Origin of the sequence: Streptomyces sp. KL109B (assembly GCF_030766935.1) — a bacterium.
Taxonomy (GTDB): Bacteria; Actinomycetota; Actinomycetes; order Streptomycetales; family Streptomycetaceae; genus Streptomyces.
In genome coordinates, this window is the sequence record NZ_JASERL010000001.1 from 1 (window position 1) to 15,777 (window position 15,777).

The 15,777-nt window shown below is 70.5% G+C and carries 14 protein-coding genes; 2 read left to right on the top strand and 12 right to left on the bottom strand.

Annotated elements, in window-relative coordinates; translation table 11 throughout:
* Positions 1-24: 24 nt before the first annotated feature.
* The 6 genes from RBJ65_RS00005 to RBJ65_RS00030 all read right to left on the bottom strand — a co-directional run bounded on the left by RBJ65_RS00005 (position 25) and on the right by RBJ65_RS00030 (position 6,329).
* Positions 25-693 carry a response regulator transcription factor gene (locus tag RBJ65_RS00005; RefSeq protein WP_306321529.1) on the bottom strand — a complete coding sequence of 223 codons (669 nt, stop codon included), beginning with the start codon at positions 691-693 and terminating at the stop codon, positions 25-27.
* Positions 690-1,958: a sensor histidine kinase gene (locus tag RBJ65_RS00010; RefSeq protein WP_306321528.1), complete on the bottom strand. Its 1,269-nt coding sequence runs from the start codon at positions 1,956-1,958 to the stop codon at positions 690-692. Before RBJ65_RS00010 ends, RBJ65_RS00005 begins: the two co-directional genes overlap by 4 nt.
* A gap of 13 nt (positions 1,959-1,971) precedes the next feature.
* Positions 1,972-2,745, bottom strand: coding sequence for an ABC transporter permease (locus RBJ65_RS00015; protein WP_306321527.1), 774 nt, complete (start codon positions 2,743-2,745; stop codon positions 1,972-1,974).
* Complete coding sequence (locus RBJ65_RS00020; protein ID WP_306321526.1) at positions 2,742-3,737, bottom strand: ATP-binding cassette domain-containing protein; 996 nt, start codon at positions 3,735-3,737, stop codon at positions 2,742-2,744. The genes RBJ65_RS00015 and RBJ65_RS00020 overlap by 4 nt, the downstream gene beginning before the upstream one ends.
* 327 nt (positions 3,738-4,064) lie before the next feature.
* Positions 4,065-4,667 (bottom strand): NADPH-dependent FMN reductase, encoded by a 603-nt coding sequence (locus RBJ65_RS00025; RefSeq protein ID WP_306321525.1) that lies wholly within the window; start codon positions 4,665-4,667, stop codon positions 4,065-4,067.
* Positions 4,668-4,685: 18 nt separating this feature from the next.
* Positions 4,686-6,329, bottom strand: coding sequence for an MFS transporter (locus RBJ65_RS00030; protein WP_306321524.1), 1,644 nt, complete (start codon positions 6,327-6,329; stop codon positions 4,686-4,688).
* Between the two features lie 103 nt (positions 6,330-6,432).
* On the opposite strand from RBJ65_RS00030, the gene RBJ65_RS00035 reads away from it, so the two are divergent.
* Positions 6,433-7,098: a TetR/AcrR family transcriptional regulator gene (locus RBJ65_RS00035; protein ID WP_306321523.1), complete on the top strand. Its 666-nt coding sequence runs from the start codon at positions 6,433-6,435 to the stop codon at positions 7,096-7,098.
* A gap of 13 nt (positions 7,099-7,111) precedes the next feature.
* Here the strand turns inward: RBJ65_RS00035 and RBJ65_RS00040 are convergent, their stop codons facing one another.
* The 6 genes from RBJ65_RS00040 to RBJ65_RS00065 form a co-directional block, all read right to left on the bottom strand.
* A complete protein-coding gene (locus RBJ65_RS00040) occupies positions 7,112-8,785 on the bottom strand; it encodes a TraM recognition domain-containing protein (protein WP_306321538.1) in 1,674 nt (557 codons plus the stop codon).
* 31 nt (positions 8,786-8,816) lie between these two features.
* Positions 8,817-10,238: an ATP-binding protein gene (locus RBJ65_RS00045; protein ID WP_306321522.1), complete on the bottom strand. Its 1,422-nt coding sequence runs from the start codon at positions 10,236-10,238 to the stop codon at positions 8,817-8,819.
* Between the two features lie 16 nt (positions 10,239-10,254).
* Entirely contained in the window at positions 10,255-11,814 is a 1,560-nt protein-coding gene (locus RBJ65_RS00050; protein WP_306321521.1) for an SCO6880 family protein, read from the bottom strand.
* Positions 11,811-13,175, bottom strand: coding sequence for a hypothetical protein (locus RBJ65_RS00055; RefSeq protein WP_306321520.1), 1,365 nt, complete (start codon positions 13,173-13,175; stop codon positions 11,811-11,813). Before RBJ65_RS00055 ends, RBJ65_RS00050 begins: the two co-directional genes overlap by 4 nt.
* Positions 13,165-13,971 (bottom strand): hypothetical protein, encoded by an 807-nt coding sequence (locus RBJ65_RS00060; RefSeq protein WP_306321537.1) that lies wholly within the window; start codon positions 13,969-13,971, stop codon positions 13,165-13,167. The genes RBJ65_RS00055 and RBJ65_RS00060 overlap by 11 nt, the downstream gene beginning before the upstream one ends.
* Positions 13,972-14,088: 117 nt before the next feature.
* Positions 14,089-14,397 carry a hypothetical protein gene (locus RBJ65_RS00065; RefSeq protein ID WP_188337772.1) on the bottom strand — a complete coding sequence of 103 codons (309 nt, stop codon included), beginning with the start codon at positions 14,395-14,397 and terminating at the stop codon, positions 14,089-14,091.
* A 346-nt stretch (positions 14,398-14,743) separates the two neighbouring features.
* Between RBJ65_RS00065 and RBJ65_RS00070 the strand changes: the two genes are divergently transcribed.
* Positions 14,744-15,754 carry a bifunctional lytic transglycosylase/C40 family peptidase gene (locus RBJ65_RS00070; RefSeq protein WP_306321519.1) on the top strand — a complete coding sequence of 337 codons (1,011 nt, stop codon included), beginning with the start codon at positions 14,744-14,746 and terminating at the stop codon, positions 15,752-15,754.
* Positions 15,755-15,777 lie beyond the last annotated feature (23 nt).

Sequence of the window (15,777 nt, forward strand, 5' to 3'; positions counted from 1 at the left end):
GAATGGCACGGGGCTTTTCTGCGTTTATGACGGCTTCACCAGACGGGTGTCGTACGCCAGGATGACCGCCTGCACCCGGTCCCGCGCTTCCGTCTTCGCCAGGATGCGGCCCACGTGGGTCTTCACCGTCGACTCCGCGAGGTGGAAGCGCTGTGCGATCTCCGTGTTCGTCCAGCCGTGGCCGATGGCCGTGAGGATCTCTCGTTCGCGTTCCGTGAGGTGTGCGAGGCGGGGGTCCTGGGTGGGGTCCGTCGGTTCGCCGGGGGCGGGGAGTCTGTCGGCGTAGGTGTCGAGGAGGCGGCGGGTGAGGCTCGGGGCGACCACCGCGTCGCCGGAGGCCACGGCCCTGATGCCGGCGAGGAGTTCCTCCGGCTGGGCGTCCTTGACCAGGAAACCGGAGGCTCCCGCGCGCAGGCCCGCGTAGGCGTACTCGTCGAGGTCGAAGGTCGTGAGGATCAGGACCTTGGTGTGGTCGCCGGCCTCGACGATGCGGCGGGTGGCCTCGATGCCGTCGAGGCCGGGCATGCGGATGTCCATCAGAGCGACGTCCGGGCGGAATTCGGAGACCATGCGTACCGCCTCCGTGCCATCGGCCGCCTCGCCCGCCACCGCCAGGTCGTCCTGGCTCTCCAGGAGCATGCGGAAGCCGAAGCGCTGCATGGGCTGGTCGTCGACGATGAGGACGCTCGTCACGGAGTGGGGCCTTCCGGGATCGGGATGCGGAGGCACACCCGCCAGCCGCCGGCCGGTCGTGGGCCGGCCTCAAGTGTGCCCTGGTAGAGGGCCGTTCGCTCGCGCATGCCGGTCAGGCCGCGGCCGGTTCGGCCGGTTCGGCCGGTTCGGTCGGTTCCGTCCGGGGCGGACGCGGTGCCGTGGTCCGTGTCCGTGACCGTGACGGTCAGGGCTTCGGGGGCGTACGCGAGGTGCAGCTCGGCGGTTGCCGAGGGGCCGCCGTGTTTGAGGGTGTTGGTGAGGGCTTCCTGGATGACGCGGTACACCGTGAGTTCCAGGCCCGGGGGCAGTGGCGCCGGGTGGCCCTCGATGGTCGTACGGACGGGGAGACCTGCGGAACGTACGCCTTCGAGGAGGGAGTTGAGGTCGGCTAGGGACGGGGCGGGGGTCAGGTCGGGGGAGGGGGCCGTGGGGGATTCCTCGCCGAGTACGTCGAGGAGGCGGCGGAGTTCGGTGAGGGCCTGGCGGCTGGTGGTGGCGATGGCGGTGAGGGCCTGGCCCGCGCGTTCCGGGTTGCGGGCGGCCGCGTAGGAGCCGCCGTCGGCGAGGCCTGTGATGACGGAGAGGTTGTGGCCGATGATGTCGTGCATCTCGCGGGCGATGCGGGTGCGTTCGGCGGCGGTGGCGAGTTGGGCCTGCTGGTCGCGTTCGACTTCGAGTTGGCGGGCGCGTTCGACGAGGGAGTTCGTGTAGTCCTGGCGGCTGCGGATGGCGAGGCCGAAGGCGGCGACCAGGGCCAGCGCCCAGAACTGCGGGACGACCTGCTGGTCCCAGCTGCCCTTCGGGAAGCGGACGACGGCGACCGCGACCGGGATCATGGTGAGCGCGCAGGCCAGGAGCAGGGTGCGGATGCGGGAGCGCAGCGCCACGTTGAAGACGACGAAGAGCTGGAGCAGGGCGGCCTGGAGGACGGCGCCCGTAGCGCTGTTGACCGTGCCCGCCGCCACCATGACCGTGAGCGCCGCCAGGGGGTGGCTGCGGCGCCACAGCAGCGGGATCGTCAGGGCCAGGCTCAGGGTGAGGACGAGCCAGCCGGGGACGTCGGTGTTGTGGGCGATGTTCTTCCAGCCGTCGCCCGCGTAGTCGATGACGGCCGAGGCGACGCAGATGCCCGTGAGGGTGAGGTCCCAGGGCAGCGGGTGGCGCCGGTCGTAGGCGCGCACCCGCTGGGCGGTGCGTTGCAGGAGCCCGGAGAGGGGTGCGGGCGAGGGCGAGGGCGGGGTCACCGGGACATCCTGGTCATACGTCGCGGCGCTTGAGAAGCAGACCGGCTGCGGTGAGGACGGCGGCTACCCACACGATCAGGGAGAGGAGGCCGGTGCCGGGGGTGTTGTGGTCGGCCACGGGGATGATCGAGCCGAGGGACTCCGCGGACTTCGACGGGAAGAACTTCACGGCGCTCTGTACGACGTCGTTGCTGATCATCTGGAGAACCTCGGGCAGGATCATCACGACGCCCACGAACGCGCCGATCGCGGCCGGTACGGAGCGGCAGAGCGCGCCCAGGCCGAGGGCGATGAGGCTGAGCAGGGTGATGCCCGCCGCGTTGCCCGCGAGGGCGCCGAGGACGCCGGAGTCGGTGAGGGACAGCGCCTTGTCGGAGTCGGAGAGCCAGATCTGGGCGGCCAGGAACGTGACGAGGTTCGTGGCGAAGGTGACCGTGAAGGCGAGGGCCGTGAAGACGGCGGCTTTGGACCACAGGACCGGCAGGCGGCGCGGGACGGCCGTCATGGTGGCGCGGACCAGGCCCGTCGAGTACTCGCTCGCGGCGATCAGGATGCCGAGGACGGCGACGCAGATCTGGGAGAGCTGGGTGCCGAAGAGGGTGAAGACGATCGTGTCGATGTTCGCGTCGTCGCCGTCGTACGTCGAGCCCATCATCAGGCCGACGCCTACGACCAGGGTCACGGAGAGGCCGAGCGTCCACCAAGTGCTGCGCAGGGTACGGAGCTTGTGCCATTCGGAGTGCAGGACGCGGGTGGGGGTCAGCGCGTAGGGCTGGGCCGTGGTCATGCTGCTGCTCCTGCGGGTTTCGTGGTCGCCTGGTATTCGACGGTGTCGTGGGTGAGGTCCATGAAGGCCTGCTCCAACGACGCGGTCTGCGGGGTGAGTTCGAAGAGCGGGAGGCCGTTGGCCGCGGCGAGGCGGCCGATGTCGGGGGCTTCGAGTCCTCGTACGTGGAGGGTCTCGGGGGTCTCGCCGTCGGTGACGGCGATGTCGGTGAGGGTGATGTCGGTGACGGGGCTGTCGGCAGCGGCGCTGTCGGCGGCGGCCAGGAGGGTGCGCAGGTGGGTCGCCTCGGGGGTGGTGACCTTCACGTAGGCCGCGCCTGATTCGCGTACGAGATCGGTGACGGTCGTGTCCGCGAGGAGGCGGCCGCGGCCGATCACGACCAGGTGGTCGGCGGTGAGCGCCATTTCGGACATGAGGTGGGAGGAGACGAGGACCGTACGGCCTTGTGCGGCAAGGGACTTGAGGAGGGTGCGGATCCATAGGACGCCCTCGGGGTCGAGGCCGTTGACCGGCTCGTCGAGGATGATCGTGGCCGGGTCGCCGAGGAGCGCCGCGGCGATGCCGAGGCGTTGGCCCATGCCGAGGGAGAAGCCCTTGACGCGTTTGTCGGCGACGTCGGTGAGGCCCGCGAGGTCGAGGACGGTTTCGACGCGGGAGCGGGGGATGCCGTGGGTGAGGGCGAGTGCGGTGAGGTGGTGGAAGGCGGTGCGGCCGGGGTGCACGGCCTTCGCCTCCAGGAGGGCGCCGACCTCGGTGAGGGGCGCGGGGTGGGTGGCGTAGGCGCGGCCGCCGATGGTGGCGCGGCCGGAGGTGGGGGTGTCCAGGCCGAGGAGCATGCGCATGGTCGTGGACTTGCCGGCGCCGTTCGGGCCGAGGAAGCCGGTGACCGTGCCGGGCTCGACCGTGAAGGTGAGGTCGTCGACGACGGTCTTTCCGGTCTTCGCGCTCTTGCCGCCGTAGCGTTTTGTGAGGCCGTGGGCTCGGATCGTCATGTGAGTACGGTGCCGTGGGCGGGGCCTCGGGGGCGTCGGACCGGGGGATGCGGGTTTCGGGGGTGGTGTCGTACCGGGGTACTACGGGACCTTAGGGCGGGTTTCTTTGCGGAGGCCGGGGTGGGGCGGGCCTGTGGCGGGGGTGGCGCCTGTGGTTCGTGCGGCCTGCACCGGGGGCCGCCTTGCCCACCCTGCCGCCCAAGGCGGCAGATTGCCCAAGGCGGGTGGGGCCGACCGATAGGGGCGGGTGGGGTTGGCCGCCACGGGTGGGGTTGGCCGATAGGGGCGGGTGGGGTTGGCTGTCAGGCGTACGGGTGGGGTTGGCTGTCAGGCGTACGGGTGGGTCGCTCGGGCCGTGCGGAGGGCGTGGGCCCACCAGGCGAGTTGGTCGAGCATCACCTTGGCGGCGCCGGCCGCGCCCTGTTCGTCGTGGGCGGGGCCGTCCTCGGCGAAGAGGCCGTCGTGGGCGCCGTGGAAGCTGACGCCGTCGCGGATCGTGGCGCAGTGCAACTCGGCGAAGACCAGGCGGAGTTGTTCCACCGCGCGCAGGCCGCCGCCCACGCCGCCGTACGAGACGAAGCCGACGGGCTTGGCCTTCCACTCGTCGCGGTGCAGGTCGATGAAGTGCTTCAGGTGGGCCGGGAAGCTGTGGTTGTACTCGGGGGTGACGACGACGTAGGCGTCGGCGGCGTCCACGCGGGACGCCAACTCGGCCTGGGCCGGGGTCGGTTCGTGGCCCCAGGACGGGTGGGTCTCGGGGAGGTCCAGGTCGGTCAGGTCGATGACGTCGAAGTGGGTGTCGGGGGTGTGGGCCTTGGCGTGGGCCGTGAACCAGGTGCTCACCGTGGGGGCGAGGCGGCCGTCGCGGGTGGATCCGACGACGATCGCTACGCGGAGGGGGCGGGTGGGCGTGGTGTGGGTGGTGGTCATGGGTGCGGTTCTCCGTTCTTAGTGGGTTGACTTGGTGTGCGTGGTGTTCTCGTTGCGCTGCGCCGGGGGCTGTGCCCACCCGTTCCGCCGTGCGGAACGCCTGCCCACAGCGGGGGTGGAGTGGGTGGGGTCGGTGTGGGCGGAACGCCTGCCCACAGCGGGGGTGGAGTGGGTGGGGTCGGTGTGGGTGGAGCGCCTGCCCACAGTGGGCGTCAACAGCCGGTTCACCGTGAGGGCCAGCGCCGTCATCAGCGCCGCTACCGTCCACAGCGTCACCCGCCACGCCTCCGTGAACTCCGGGGCGTGGCCGCCGGAGCCCGAGGTCACACGGGCCGCCAGGTCCGGCGAGCCCACTCGGGACTCGACCGCCGCCAGCAGCACCGCGCCGAAGACGGTCAGCATCACCGCGCCCGTGCCGCCGCGGACCGTGTTGAGGAAGCCGGAGGCCATGCCGACCTCGGACGGGGTGACCATCGACATCGCCTGGGCGTCGATGATGCCGATCGACAGGCCCTGGCCCGCGCCGATGGTGAGGAGTGGGCCCGCGAGGGCGAGGGCGTCGATGCCGGGGTGCAGCGTCGTCAGCCACGCGTTGCCCGCCGCGAGCAGGAGCAGGGAGAGGACGACGAGGTGGCGGGCGGGTATGCCCCGGTTGACGAGGCGGGCGCCGAGTGGGGGAAGGGCCAGGATCGGCGCCGTCATCAGCAGGAGCGTCAGGCCGGCGGCGCGGGCCGTCGTGCCGTTCGCGCCCTGGAGGTAGGTGGGGAGGAAGGTGAGGACGCCGGTCGTGCCCGCGCCGAGGCCGAAGGAGGCGACCGCCCAGCCGAGGAACGCCGGGTTGCGGGCGAGGCGCAGGTCGAGGATCGGTCGGCCGTCGCCGGTACGGACGAGGCGGCGTTCTACGCGTACGAAGGTGATGAGGAGGGCGATGGACAGCGCCGCCGGGAGCAGGGTCCGCGGCGCCGCCCAGCCGGACTTCGAGCCCTGCGTGATCGCGTACAGGCCGAGGGCCAGGCCGGCGATGAAGGTGGCCGCGCCCGCCTTGTCGACGCTGGGCCGGGTGTCCGCGCGGGACTCCGGCATCAGGCGGGTGCCGACGACGATGACCGCGCCCACGACGACGTACGACAGGAAGGTGGCGCGCCAGCCGACCGCGTCCACCAGCCAGCCGGAGAACGTCGGGCCGAAGGCCAGGCCGACGCCCGCCGTGGTGCCGAGCGAGGCGAAGACGCGGGTGCGGGCCGGGCCCGTGAAGGTGGCCGCGAGCAGGGAGCCGCCGCTCGCCATCACGCCCGCCGCGCCGATGCCGGAGAGGATCCGGGCCGCGTCGAGGAACAGGATGCTGTGCGCGAGGGCCGATGCGAGGGTGCCGGCCGTGTAGAGGGCGGCGCCCGCCGTGAGGATCCGGCGGCGGCCGTAGAGGTCGCCGAGCGAGCCCGCGACCAGCATGAACGAGGACGCGGCGAGGAAGTAGCCGACCACGACCCACTGGAGCGCGGCGCCGGAGGCGCCGAGGTCGGCGCCGATGCGGGGGAGCGCGACCGTGGTGCCGGACATGGCCATCGGGAGCGTGAGCATCCCGAGGAGGACGACGAGGAGGGTGAACGTGGAGCGGCTGCCGCCGACTTCGCGGGCCGCCGAAGCCTGGGGTTCGGTTGCCATGCCGGTAAAGTACAACCGTGGTTGTAAGAAGTACAACCGTCGTTGTACCTAGGTCTCTGTGCCTAGGCTGAGCGAGGTCGGCGTAGGACGGAGCGGTATCGGTATGACACAGGGGCAGGAGCCGGAGCCGGGGCGCGCCCCGCGCAAGGGCACGGTCGAGAAGCGGCGGGCGCTGTTGCGCGGGGCGCGCACGGTCTTCGGGCGCGAGGGGTACACGCGCGCCGGGATCGACGAGATCGCGGCCGAGGCCGGGGTCTCGACGCGCACGCTCTACAACCACTTCGGCGGCAAGGAGAACCTCTTCCGCGAGGTGCTGCTCGACAGCGCCGCCGCCGTCACGGACGTTCAAGTGGCCATCATTGACAGGCACTTGGGCAAGGTGACGGACGTGGAGGAGGACGTGCGGGCTCTCGCGCGTGAGTGGATGGGACGGCGCGGCGAGCACTCCCCGCACATGCTCCTCGTACGGCAGATCATCGCGGAGGGCCCGCATCTGCCCGCGGGCGTCATCGAGGAGTGGCAGCGGATCGGGCCGCGCGCGGTCATGGAGGCGCTGCGGGTGCGGTTCGCGGAGCTCGGGAAGCAGGGGGCGCTGGCCGTGGACGAGGCGGGATCGGCGGAGGCCGCGCGGTACTTCGGGCTGTTGGTGCCGGGGTCCGTCACCGTGGACACGTTCTTCGGGGTCGTGCCGATGGACGGGGAGGAGATCGACCGGCGGGTGGAGAGCGGGGTGCGGACGTTTTTGAGGCTGTACGGCCGTAGTGCCTGAAGCTGTACGGAGGTCAGGACAGGGGGAGTTCGGCGTCCGGCCAGCGGGTGCGGCCCTGTTCCCTGGACCGGAGCAGGGCCAGGGTCACCAGGCCCCGGTCCGCTCCGGTGGACAGCAGCTCCGGTAGCTGGGGAAGCGGAGCGACCGCCGCGACGTCGTCCAGGACGAGCGTCATTGGTGGGTCGAGCCGGCCGGCAGGTGACCTTTCGGCCACGCGGCGGCCGTGCTCGACCACGCTCGAGGCGAGGGCCGTGAGGAGCGGCATCGCGCCGGGGCTCCCCTTGGGGTCCTCGATGGGTTCACCCACCACATAGAGCGTGCCCCCTTCGTTCACGAAGGAATCCAGAGTGAGTGCATCTGTTCGGTTCGGCGTACAGGCCTCACGGATGTGTACCGAGAAGAGGGAGGACAGCGCGCGGGCCGTCAATTCCTGCGCCATGTCGCGGCGTTCGGGGTGCGAGGTGAGCGCCGCCTCGAGTTCGCCCGCGGTGCCGGCGGTGGCCTTCGGGTTCGTACGGAGGATGCGTACGGCGTCCTGGACCTGGGTGCCCTGCGACCAGCGGTGGACGTGGCGGAACGGTTTGCCGTCTACGGCCGCGGCGTGCAGGTAGCTGCGGAGGAGGGTTTCGGCGGTTTCGGCGAGGGCCGAGTCCAGTTTGGCGATGGGCCTTATGGGGGCGAGGAGGGCGGTGGCGCGGGACGCGGCGGTTTGCTTGTCGGCGCAGCCGGTTGCCGGGTTCCAGTGCATGCGGGCGGGGGTGTCGCAGAGGTGGGTGGGGTCGTAGAGGAGGACGGGGCCGAGTTTGGAGCGGGCGTCCTTTGTTTCGGCCCATACGTCGGGGGACGACGTGATGACGAGGGCGGGGCCTTCGGCGTCCTGGATGGCTTGGACGGCGAGGGGGTGGCGGTCGGCCGGGGGGCCGAGGTGTACGGGGCCCCGGGGGGCGGGGACGGGGGCTGTTGCGGGCGACGTGGTTGCGGCCTCGGGGCTCTGCCCCGGGCCCCGCGCCTCAATCGCCGGCGGGGCTTGAAATGGCGGGGCTTCCGCCGCGAGCGGTGCGGGTGGCGTGGTTGCGGCCTCGGGGCTCTGCCCCGGACCCCGCGCCTCAATCGCCGGCGAGGCTTGAAATGCGGGGCTCTGCCCCGGGCCCCGCGCCTCAATCGCCGGCGGGGCTTGAAATGGTGGGGCTTCCGCTTGATTGGTCGCCATTGGGGTGGGCAGATCAAGCCCCTGCGGCGATTGAGCAGCCCGTGAAGACGGCTCCGGCTTCCCGGACTCGCGGCGGCGGGCGCGGAGCGCGCGCCAGCGGGCGAACGTTCCGGCCACGAACACCGCGAGGACCACCAGCACCATCAGCTGGCCGATGAGGAGGCCCCAGAAGAGGCCGTAGCCGGAGAGTTCGTCGGCCGGGGTGGCCGGCCAGGCGCCCGGGATGTCGTGGGGGCGGGTGATCAGCGACCGCAGCGCCAGCGGCGTGTTCGCGAAGGTGACGGCCGTCGGCCACGCGCCCTTCGCGAAGAGGCCGGCGAGCCCCGTCGCCGTCCACACCAGGATCGTCATGCCGAGCAGAAACGCGAGGACCCCGACGAGCAGCCCGTCGGGCACGCCGCCCCTCCGGTCGTCGTCCCGATAGCCCCGATTGCCCCTGTAACCCCGGTCCACTCGGCGCCCCCGCTCGTCCCGCATTCCAGTCATGCCACCGTTCTCATGCCACCGTTCACGCCACCGTGGACTCGGAGCCGCCCAACCGCTGCTCCACGAACGCGGCCGCCCGCTCCTCGGCCTCGACCTCCGCCGCGTGCAACGCGTCGTCCATGAACTGCTCGGAGTCGGGCGAGGACGATTCCGTCATCGCGCGGTCCGTGAAGACCAAGGGGCGTTCGGTCTCGGTGACCAGGTGTTTGACCACCTGGACGTTGCCGTTGACGTCCCAGACGGCGATGCCGGGGGAGAGGGTGGGGATGATCTCGACGGCCCAGCGGGGGAGGCCGAGGACCCGGCCGGTCGCTCGTGCTTCGTCCGCCTTCTGGGCGTAGATGGTTCTCGTGGAGGCCATCTTCAGGATTGCCGCCGCTTCCTTCGCCGCCGCGCCGTCGACCACGTCCGACAGGTGGTGGACGACCGCCACGAAGGACAGGCCGAGCCGTCGACCGAACTTCAGCAGGCGCTGGAAGAGTTGGGCCACGAACGGGCTGTTGATGATGTGCCAGGCCTCCTCGACCAGGAAGATGCGCTTCTTCCGGTCGGGGCGGATCCAGGTGTGTTCCAGCCACACGCCGACGATCGCCATCAGGATCGGCATCGCGATCGAGTTCCGGTCGATGTGGGACAGGTCGAAGACGATCAGCGGCGCGTCGAGGTCGATGCCGACCGTCGTCGGGCCGTCGAACATGCCGCGCAGGTCGCCGTCGACGAGCCGGTCGATGACGAGGGCGACGTCGAGGCCCCAGGCGCGTACGTCCTCAAGTGCCACGTTCATCGCTTCCGCCGACTCCGGTTCGGGGTGGCGGAGTTGCTCGACGATGTCGGTGAGGACCGGCTGGCGCTCGACGATCGTCTCGTTCACGTACGCGTGCGCGACCTTCAGGGCGAAGCCCGAGCGCTCGTCGAGCCCGTGGCCAAGCGCGACCTCGATGATCGTGCGGAGCAGGGCGAGCTGGCCCGTCGAGGTGATCGCCGGGTCGAGAGGGTTGAGGCGGATGCCCATGTCGAGGGCGGCCGTCGGGTCGAGCCGGATGGGAGTTATGCCCAGCTCTTCCGCGATGAGGTTCCACTCGCCGACGCCGTCCTCGCCCTGCGCGTCGAGGACGACGACCTGTCGGTCCTTGAAGCGCAACTGCCGCAGGACGTAGGTCTTCTCGAGCGCCGACTTGCCGTTTCCCGACTCGCCGAGGACCAGCCAGTGGGGGGCCGGGAGCTGCTGTCCGTAGAGCTGGAAGGGGTCGTAGATGTAGCCCTTGCCGGAGTACACCTCGCGGCCGATGATCACGCCGGAGTCGCCGAGGCCGGGGGCCGCGGTCGGCAGATAGACGGCTTGGGCCTGGCCCGTCGACGTACGCACGGGCAGGCGGGTGGTCTCCACCTTCCCGAAGAGGAAGGAGGTGAAGGCGTCCGTGAGGAGCGACAGCGGATCCCGCATCAGCGTTCTTTCCCCTTTACCGTCGGATGCCGGTGGCGAACGGCAGGGTGTTCACGAACGCGCGGTGGTGCTCGCGGTCGCACCACTCCAGCTTGAGATACGACTTTCCGGCCGAGGCGCGGATGGTGCGCTTGTCGCGGGCGAGCGCGTCCGGATTGCGGGAGGAGACCGTGATGTAGCCGACCAGATTGACTCCCGCCGCCCCGCTCGCCAGGTCTTCGCCGCGCTGGTCGAGGCGGCCGTGGGCGGCGATGTCGCGGGGGTCGATGGTCCGGTTCATCTTCGCCTGGCGGCTGGCCTCCGCCTCGTCGTTGGTCTTCTCCGTCAGCATCCGCTCGATGGCGATCTCGGTCGGTTCGAGGTCCATCGTCACGGCGACCGTACGGATCACATCCGGGGTGTGGACGAGGAGCGGTGCCAGGAAGTTGACGCCCACCGGCGTCATCGGCCACTCCTTCACCCACGCCGTGGCGTGGCACCAGGGCGCGCGGGTCGCCGACTCGCGGGTCTTGGCCTGGAGGTACGTCGGCTCCATGGCGTCGAGCTCGGCCGGCCAGGCGTTCCGCTTCGACATCGCCTGGATGTGGTCGATGGGGTGGTCCGGGTCGTACATGGAGTGGATGAGGGACGCGAGGCGGCCCTGGCCGAGCGGCTGGCGCACCCGGATGTCGGCCTCCTGCAACCGCGAGCAGATGTCGGTCAGTTCGCGCGCCATGACGACGGCGAGCCCGGCGTCCCGGTCGATCTTCTTGCCGCCCTTGGGGCGGGTGGCGCGGGCCATCGCGTTGGCCTCCGCGGCCAGGTCGCGCGTGTAGTGCATGCAGGCCACGAGGTACGCGCGGTGCTGCTCGCTGCTCGTCGACACCATCGACTGCAACTGGTCGTACGACTTCTGCAGCCAGCCCAGCGAACGGTCGTCGCCGCGTACGGCGACGTCCTTGGCGTGCGCGTCGGGGTCGGCGGGGAGGGTGCGGGCGAGCATCTGAAGCCGCGTCACGAAGCCGTCCCCGTTGGCGACGTGCTTGAGCAGCGTCCCGAACCGGTCGACCAGCGCCTCCTGGTCCTCCGAGTCGCGCAGCCCGACACCCGGGCCCTCGATCTCGATCGCGGCGGTGACCGTGCGCCGGTCCGCGTGCAGCAGCACGGCGATCTCGTCCGGGCCGAACGGCGCCGCCAGCCACGTCAGCCGGCCGATGCCGGGCGGCGGGCCGATCTCGACCTCGCGCCCGTCGAGGCGGGTGCCGGCCTCCATGGTGTGCGAGCGGTAGGCGGTGCCGCGCTTCAGGGACCGCTTGTAACTGCGGTTGATTTCGAACCACTTGTAGAACGTGCGGTTCTTGTACGGGACGTAGACCGCGGCCAGCGCGATCATCGGGAAGCCCGTGAGCAGCACGATCCGCATCGAGAGGACGGGGACGAGCAGTCCGCACATCATGCCGAGGAACGCGCCCGCGACGATCACGGCGATCTCGCCGGATTCCCGGTTCTTGCCGACGATCGCGTTCGGCCGCGCGCGGCCGATCAGATATGTACGGCGGGGCGTGACCGGAGGGGACACGTGGGACTGGGTCGTCAACGCCCTGCACCTCCTTGCCAGTTGCCGTTCTTGCCGGTGTTACCGCTGTTGCCGCCCCCACTGCTCCCGCGGTTTCCGCTCGCGTGCGGGGACTTCGAGGGGCTCGTACGGGGCGGGGGTGCGGCGGAGGGGACAGTTCCGCCGCCTCCCCCTGCCGCGCCCTGCCGCGTGCCGTGCGCGGCCACACCGCCGGACGCGGGGTTCGCGGGGCGGGCCGGGGAAGCGCCGCCGCCGTTGTTGCCGGAACCCCCGCTGTCCTGGCGGGCGCTGTGGGTCTTGATGCCCTGCGAGACGAGCGCGGCGGGCGAGCTGATCACCGCGGCGGCCTTGCCCTCGGCCCCCTGCATCAGTCGGTTCTTCCGTACGTTGGCCATCTCGTCGCCGAAGCCGGGCACGAAGCGGTAGATCATGCCGCTCGCGAAGATGGCGAGCAGCACGATCGCGAGGCCCGAGACCACGGCCGCGAGCGAGTCAGGCCCCTCGTCGCTGCTGGACAGCGCACCCGCGAGCCCCAGCACGATCACGATGACCGGCTTCACGAGGATGACCGCGACCATGATCCCGACCCAGCGGCGGACATGGCCCCACAGGTTCTTGTCGACGAGCCCGGAGTACACGACGACCCCGAGCAGCGCGCCCACGTACAGCAGCACGGCGCGCAGATACAGCTCCAGGTACAGCACGCCGGCCGCGACGATCGACACCAGCGAGACGACGATCAGCATGATGGGACCGCCGCCGATCCCCTCACCCTTCTTCAGCGCCTCGGAGAACGTCCCGAAGAACGCGTCGGTCTGGTTCCCGGTGGCTTTCGCCAGTACGTCGCTGACTCCGTCCGCCGCGGAGACCACGGTGTAGAGGATCAGCGGGGTGAACGCCGACGCGAGCACGGTCAGCCACAGGAACCCCACGGCTTCCGTGACCGCCGTCATCAGCGGTACGCCGCGCACGGCCCGCTTGGCCACGGCGAGCAGCCACAGCAGCAGCGTGAGGATGGTCGACGCGGCGAACACCACGGCGTACTGCTGCAGGAACTTGGGGTTGGTGAAGTCGACGTTCGCCGTCTTCTGCACGGCTTCGCTGAGCTGGTCCACCGTCCATGACGCCGCCTCGGCGCAGCCCTTGGCGAGGCTGGAGAGGGGGTCGAGGGGGTTGGACACGTCCGACGTGCCGCCGCCGCCACCTCCGCCGGTGGAGTCCGCGTTGCTGTTGCCGCGCTCGCAGAGCCGCTTGGCGGGCCCCACGATGAGGTTGCAGTTCTCCTCGGGGTCGGCCACCGCGCGGGCCGACAACAGGACGACCGCGGACTGTACGGCGACGAAGGTGCCTGTGAGTTTGAGGGCGAGGCGGCTACCGGGCATAGGTGAAGCCTCCGAACTCCTTGACGGCCTTGGTGATTTCGTCGGCCGTGGAGACCTTGTTGTCACCGTTGACCGGCGTCGGGCCGTCCTTCTGGGAGAAGGAGTCGACCTTCCAGTCACCGTCCACCCAGCGCAGCTTGAGCGTCATGGTGAACCAGTCGTTGGTCACCGGGTTCGTGGAGCCCTCTCCGGCCATGCCGAAAGCGCCGGTGCACCAGACTTCGGCGGTCACGCCGCTGTCGGAGTAGCCGGACGTCTTGGTGCCCACCGGGGCGGTCCGGGACACGTAGGTCTGGCCGCGCGGCGCGTCGCCGTTCTCGTCGAGGCCGATCTTGTCCAGGAAGTCCTTCGAGTACGCCTGGTCAAGCTGGTCCTCAAGGGGGCCGACCCTGTCGGCGACGAAGACCCGCTTGACGATGCCGGGACGCTCGTCCCGCTTGAGGATGTCGGCCGACACCAGCTGCACCGCATAATTCGCGGCAGCGGACTGCGCCCCCTGCTCATCGTGCGCGAACCCCGAAGCCACCGGCTTCGTCCCGGTCGGCGCCGTAGGTGATGCCGCCGCCTTCGCCCCGGAGGACCCGCTCCCGCCGGAGGCGCCCTCGTCGCGGTTGGCGAACGCGATCGCCGCGATGAGGAGCACGATCACGCCGACCACGGTCACCAGCGACCGGGACGGCGAACGTCCCGGTCTGCGGGCACCTCCGTACACGTCGGAGGAACCCTCCGGGAGCCGCGTCCGGGTCTGCCCGGCGCCACCGTAGAGGTCGTCGTCCTCTCGACCGTCCGGACTCATTGCGCGCACGCCCCCTCAACCTTTCGCCGATCAACCGCATACGACGGTAGCCGGGCTGGTTTCCGCGCGGGCGCGGTGTGGTGACTCGACATCAGGGAGCGCAACCTCAGCCGGGCGCTAGACGGCCATGCCGTACACGATGGTGAAGAGCGTGCCCAGTGAGCCGATGATGAAGACCCCGGTGAGGCCCGCGATGATCAGGCCCTTGCCCTGTTCGGCGCTGAAGGTGTCGCGCAGGGCGGTCGCCCCGATCCGTTGCTTCGCGGCGCCCCAGATCGCGATGCCGAGGCAGAGCAGAATGGCCACGGCCATCACTACCTCGATCATCACGCGTGCCTCGTTGCCCAAGGTCCCGAACGGGCCCCAGTCCGGGGCGATCCCGCCGATGATGGTCGTGATGTCGCCCTTTTCGGCTGCCAGCAGCATGTGTAACTCACCGCCCCATGTGGGTAGTTCTGTCGCCCCTGACGCAGCGCAGAGGTCAGACCCATTCTTGCCCAGATTGGCTCTCGTGCCTGCACACTTGGCGCCATTCGTTGGCCGAGTTCCTACGGTCCCATGCGTGGGGAGCCGCCGGCAGGGGCGGTTCCATCAAGCGCGGGAACGTATCGTCACTCTGTGTATCATGCCTGGTCACGCCGGGCAATGAAGGCTGGTCGCGGATAGTTCGGCGCAGTCGCCGACGGGGGTGCGGGGCCGCCCGTAAACTGAGCGCTCGTGTGTCCGGCCGTCTGCCCGGCCCGGACTCCCCCGTGGCGAAGGGCGGTTGACGGTGCGTAAGGCGTGGATGCTCGCGGGTTCGGCCGTCGCCGGGGGGACCGGGTTCGTGGCGTTGCTCGTCTTTGGGACATATATGGCGGCGGGGAGCCTGAGCAGTGGGGTCGGGCAGGGGGCCGTGGGGCTCGCGAAGGGCGCGGTGCCCGCCGCGTACCAGTCGCTCGTGCAGAAGTGGGGCAATCTGTGTCCCGCGATCAACCCGGCGCTGCTGGCCGCGCAGCTCTATCAGGAGAGCGGGTTCAATCCGAAGGCGTCGTCGCCGGCGAAGGCGTACGGGATCGCGCAGTTCATCGAGGGCACCTGGGCGGCGCACGGGGTGGACGGCGACAAGGACGGGGACCGGGACATCTGGGACCCCAACGACGCGATCCCGTCGGCGGCTTCGTACGACTGCAAGCTCGCCTCGTACGTGAAGGACGCGCCCGGCGACAAGACGAAGAACATGCTCGCCGCCTACAACGCGGGCTCGTACGCCGTCATCAAGTACGGGGGCGTGCCGCCGTACCGCGAGACGCAGAACTACGTGAAGGTCATCACGACCCTGGAGAAGTCCTTCGCCAGGCCGGTGGGGCGGGTGCAGCCCTCGCAGCAGGCGGCGGCCGCGATCACGTACGCGCAGAAGAAGCTCGGCACTCCTTATCTGTGGGGCGGCAACGGCACGGCGGACCAAGATGGCCGATTTGATTGCTCGGGGCTTACCAAGGCGGCGTACGAGACGGTGGGGGTCGAGCTGCCGCGGGTGGCCAACGATCAGTACAACGCCGGGCCGCATCCGAAGCGGGACGAGTTGCTGCCGGGGGACCTGGTGTTCTTCTCGGACGACCTGCAGAACAGTCGGGCCATCCGTCACGTGGGCATTTACGTGGGCGGCGGCTACATGATCGACGCGCCGCGGCCCGGGGCGGTGATCCGTTTCGACCCGATCGACACTCCCGACTACTTCGGCGCGACGCGGGTCACGGAGGACGGCGCGAAGGCGCTGCCGACCGCCTCGCCGGAGGTCTGAGCGCACACCTCGGTGGCGCACCT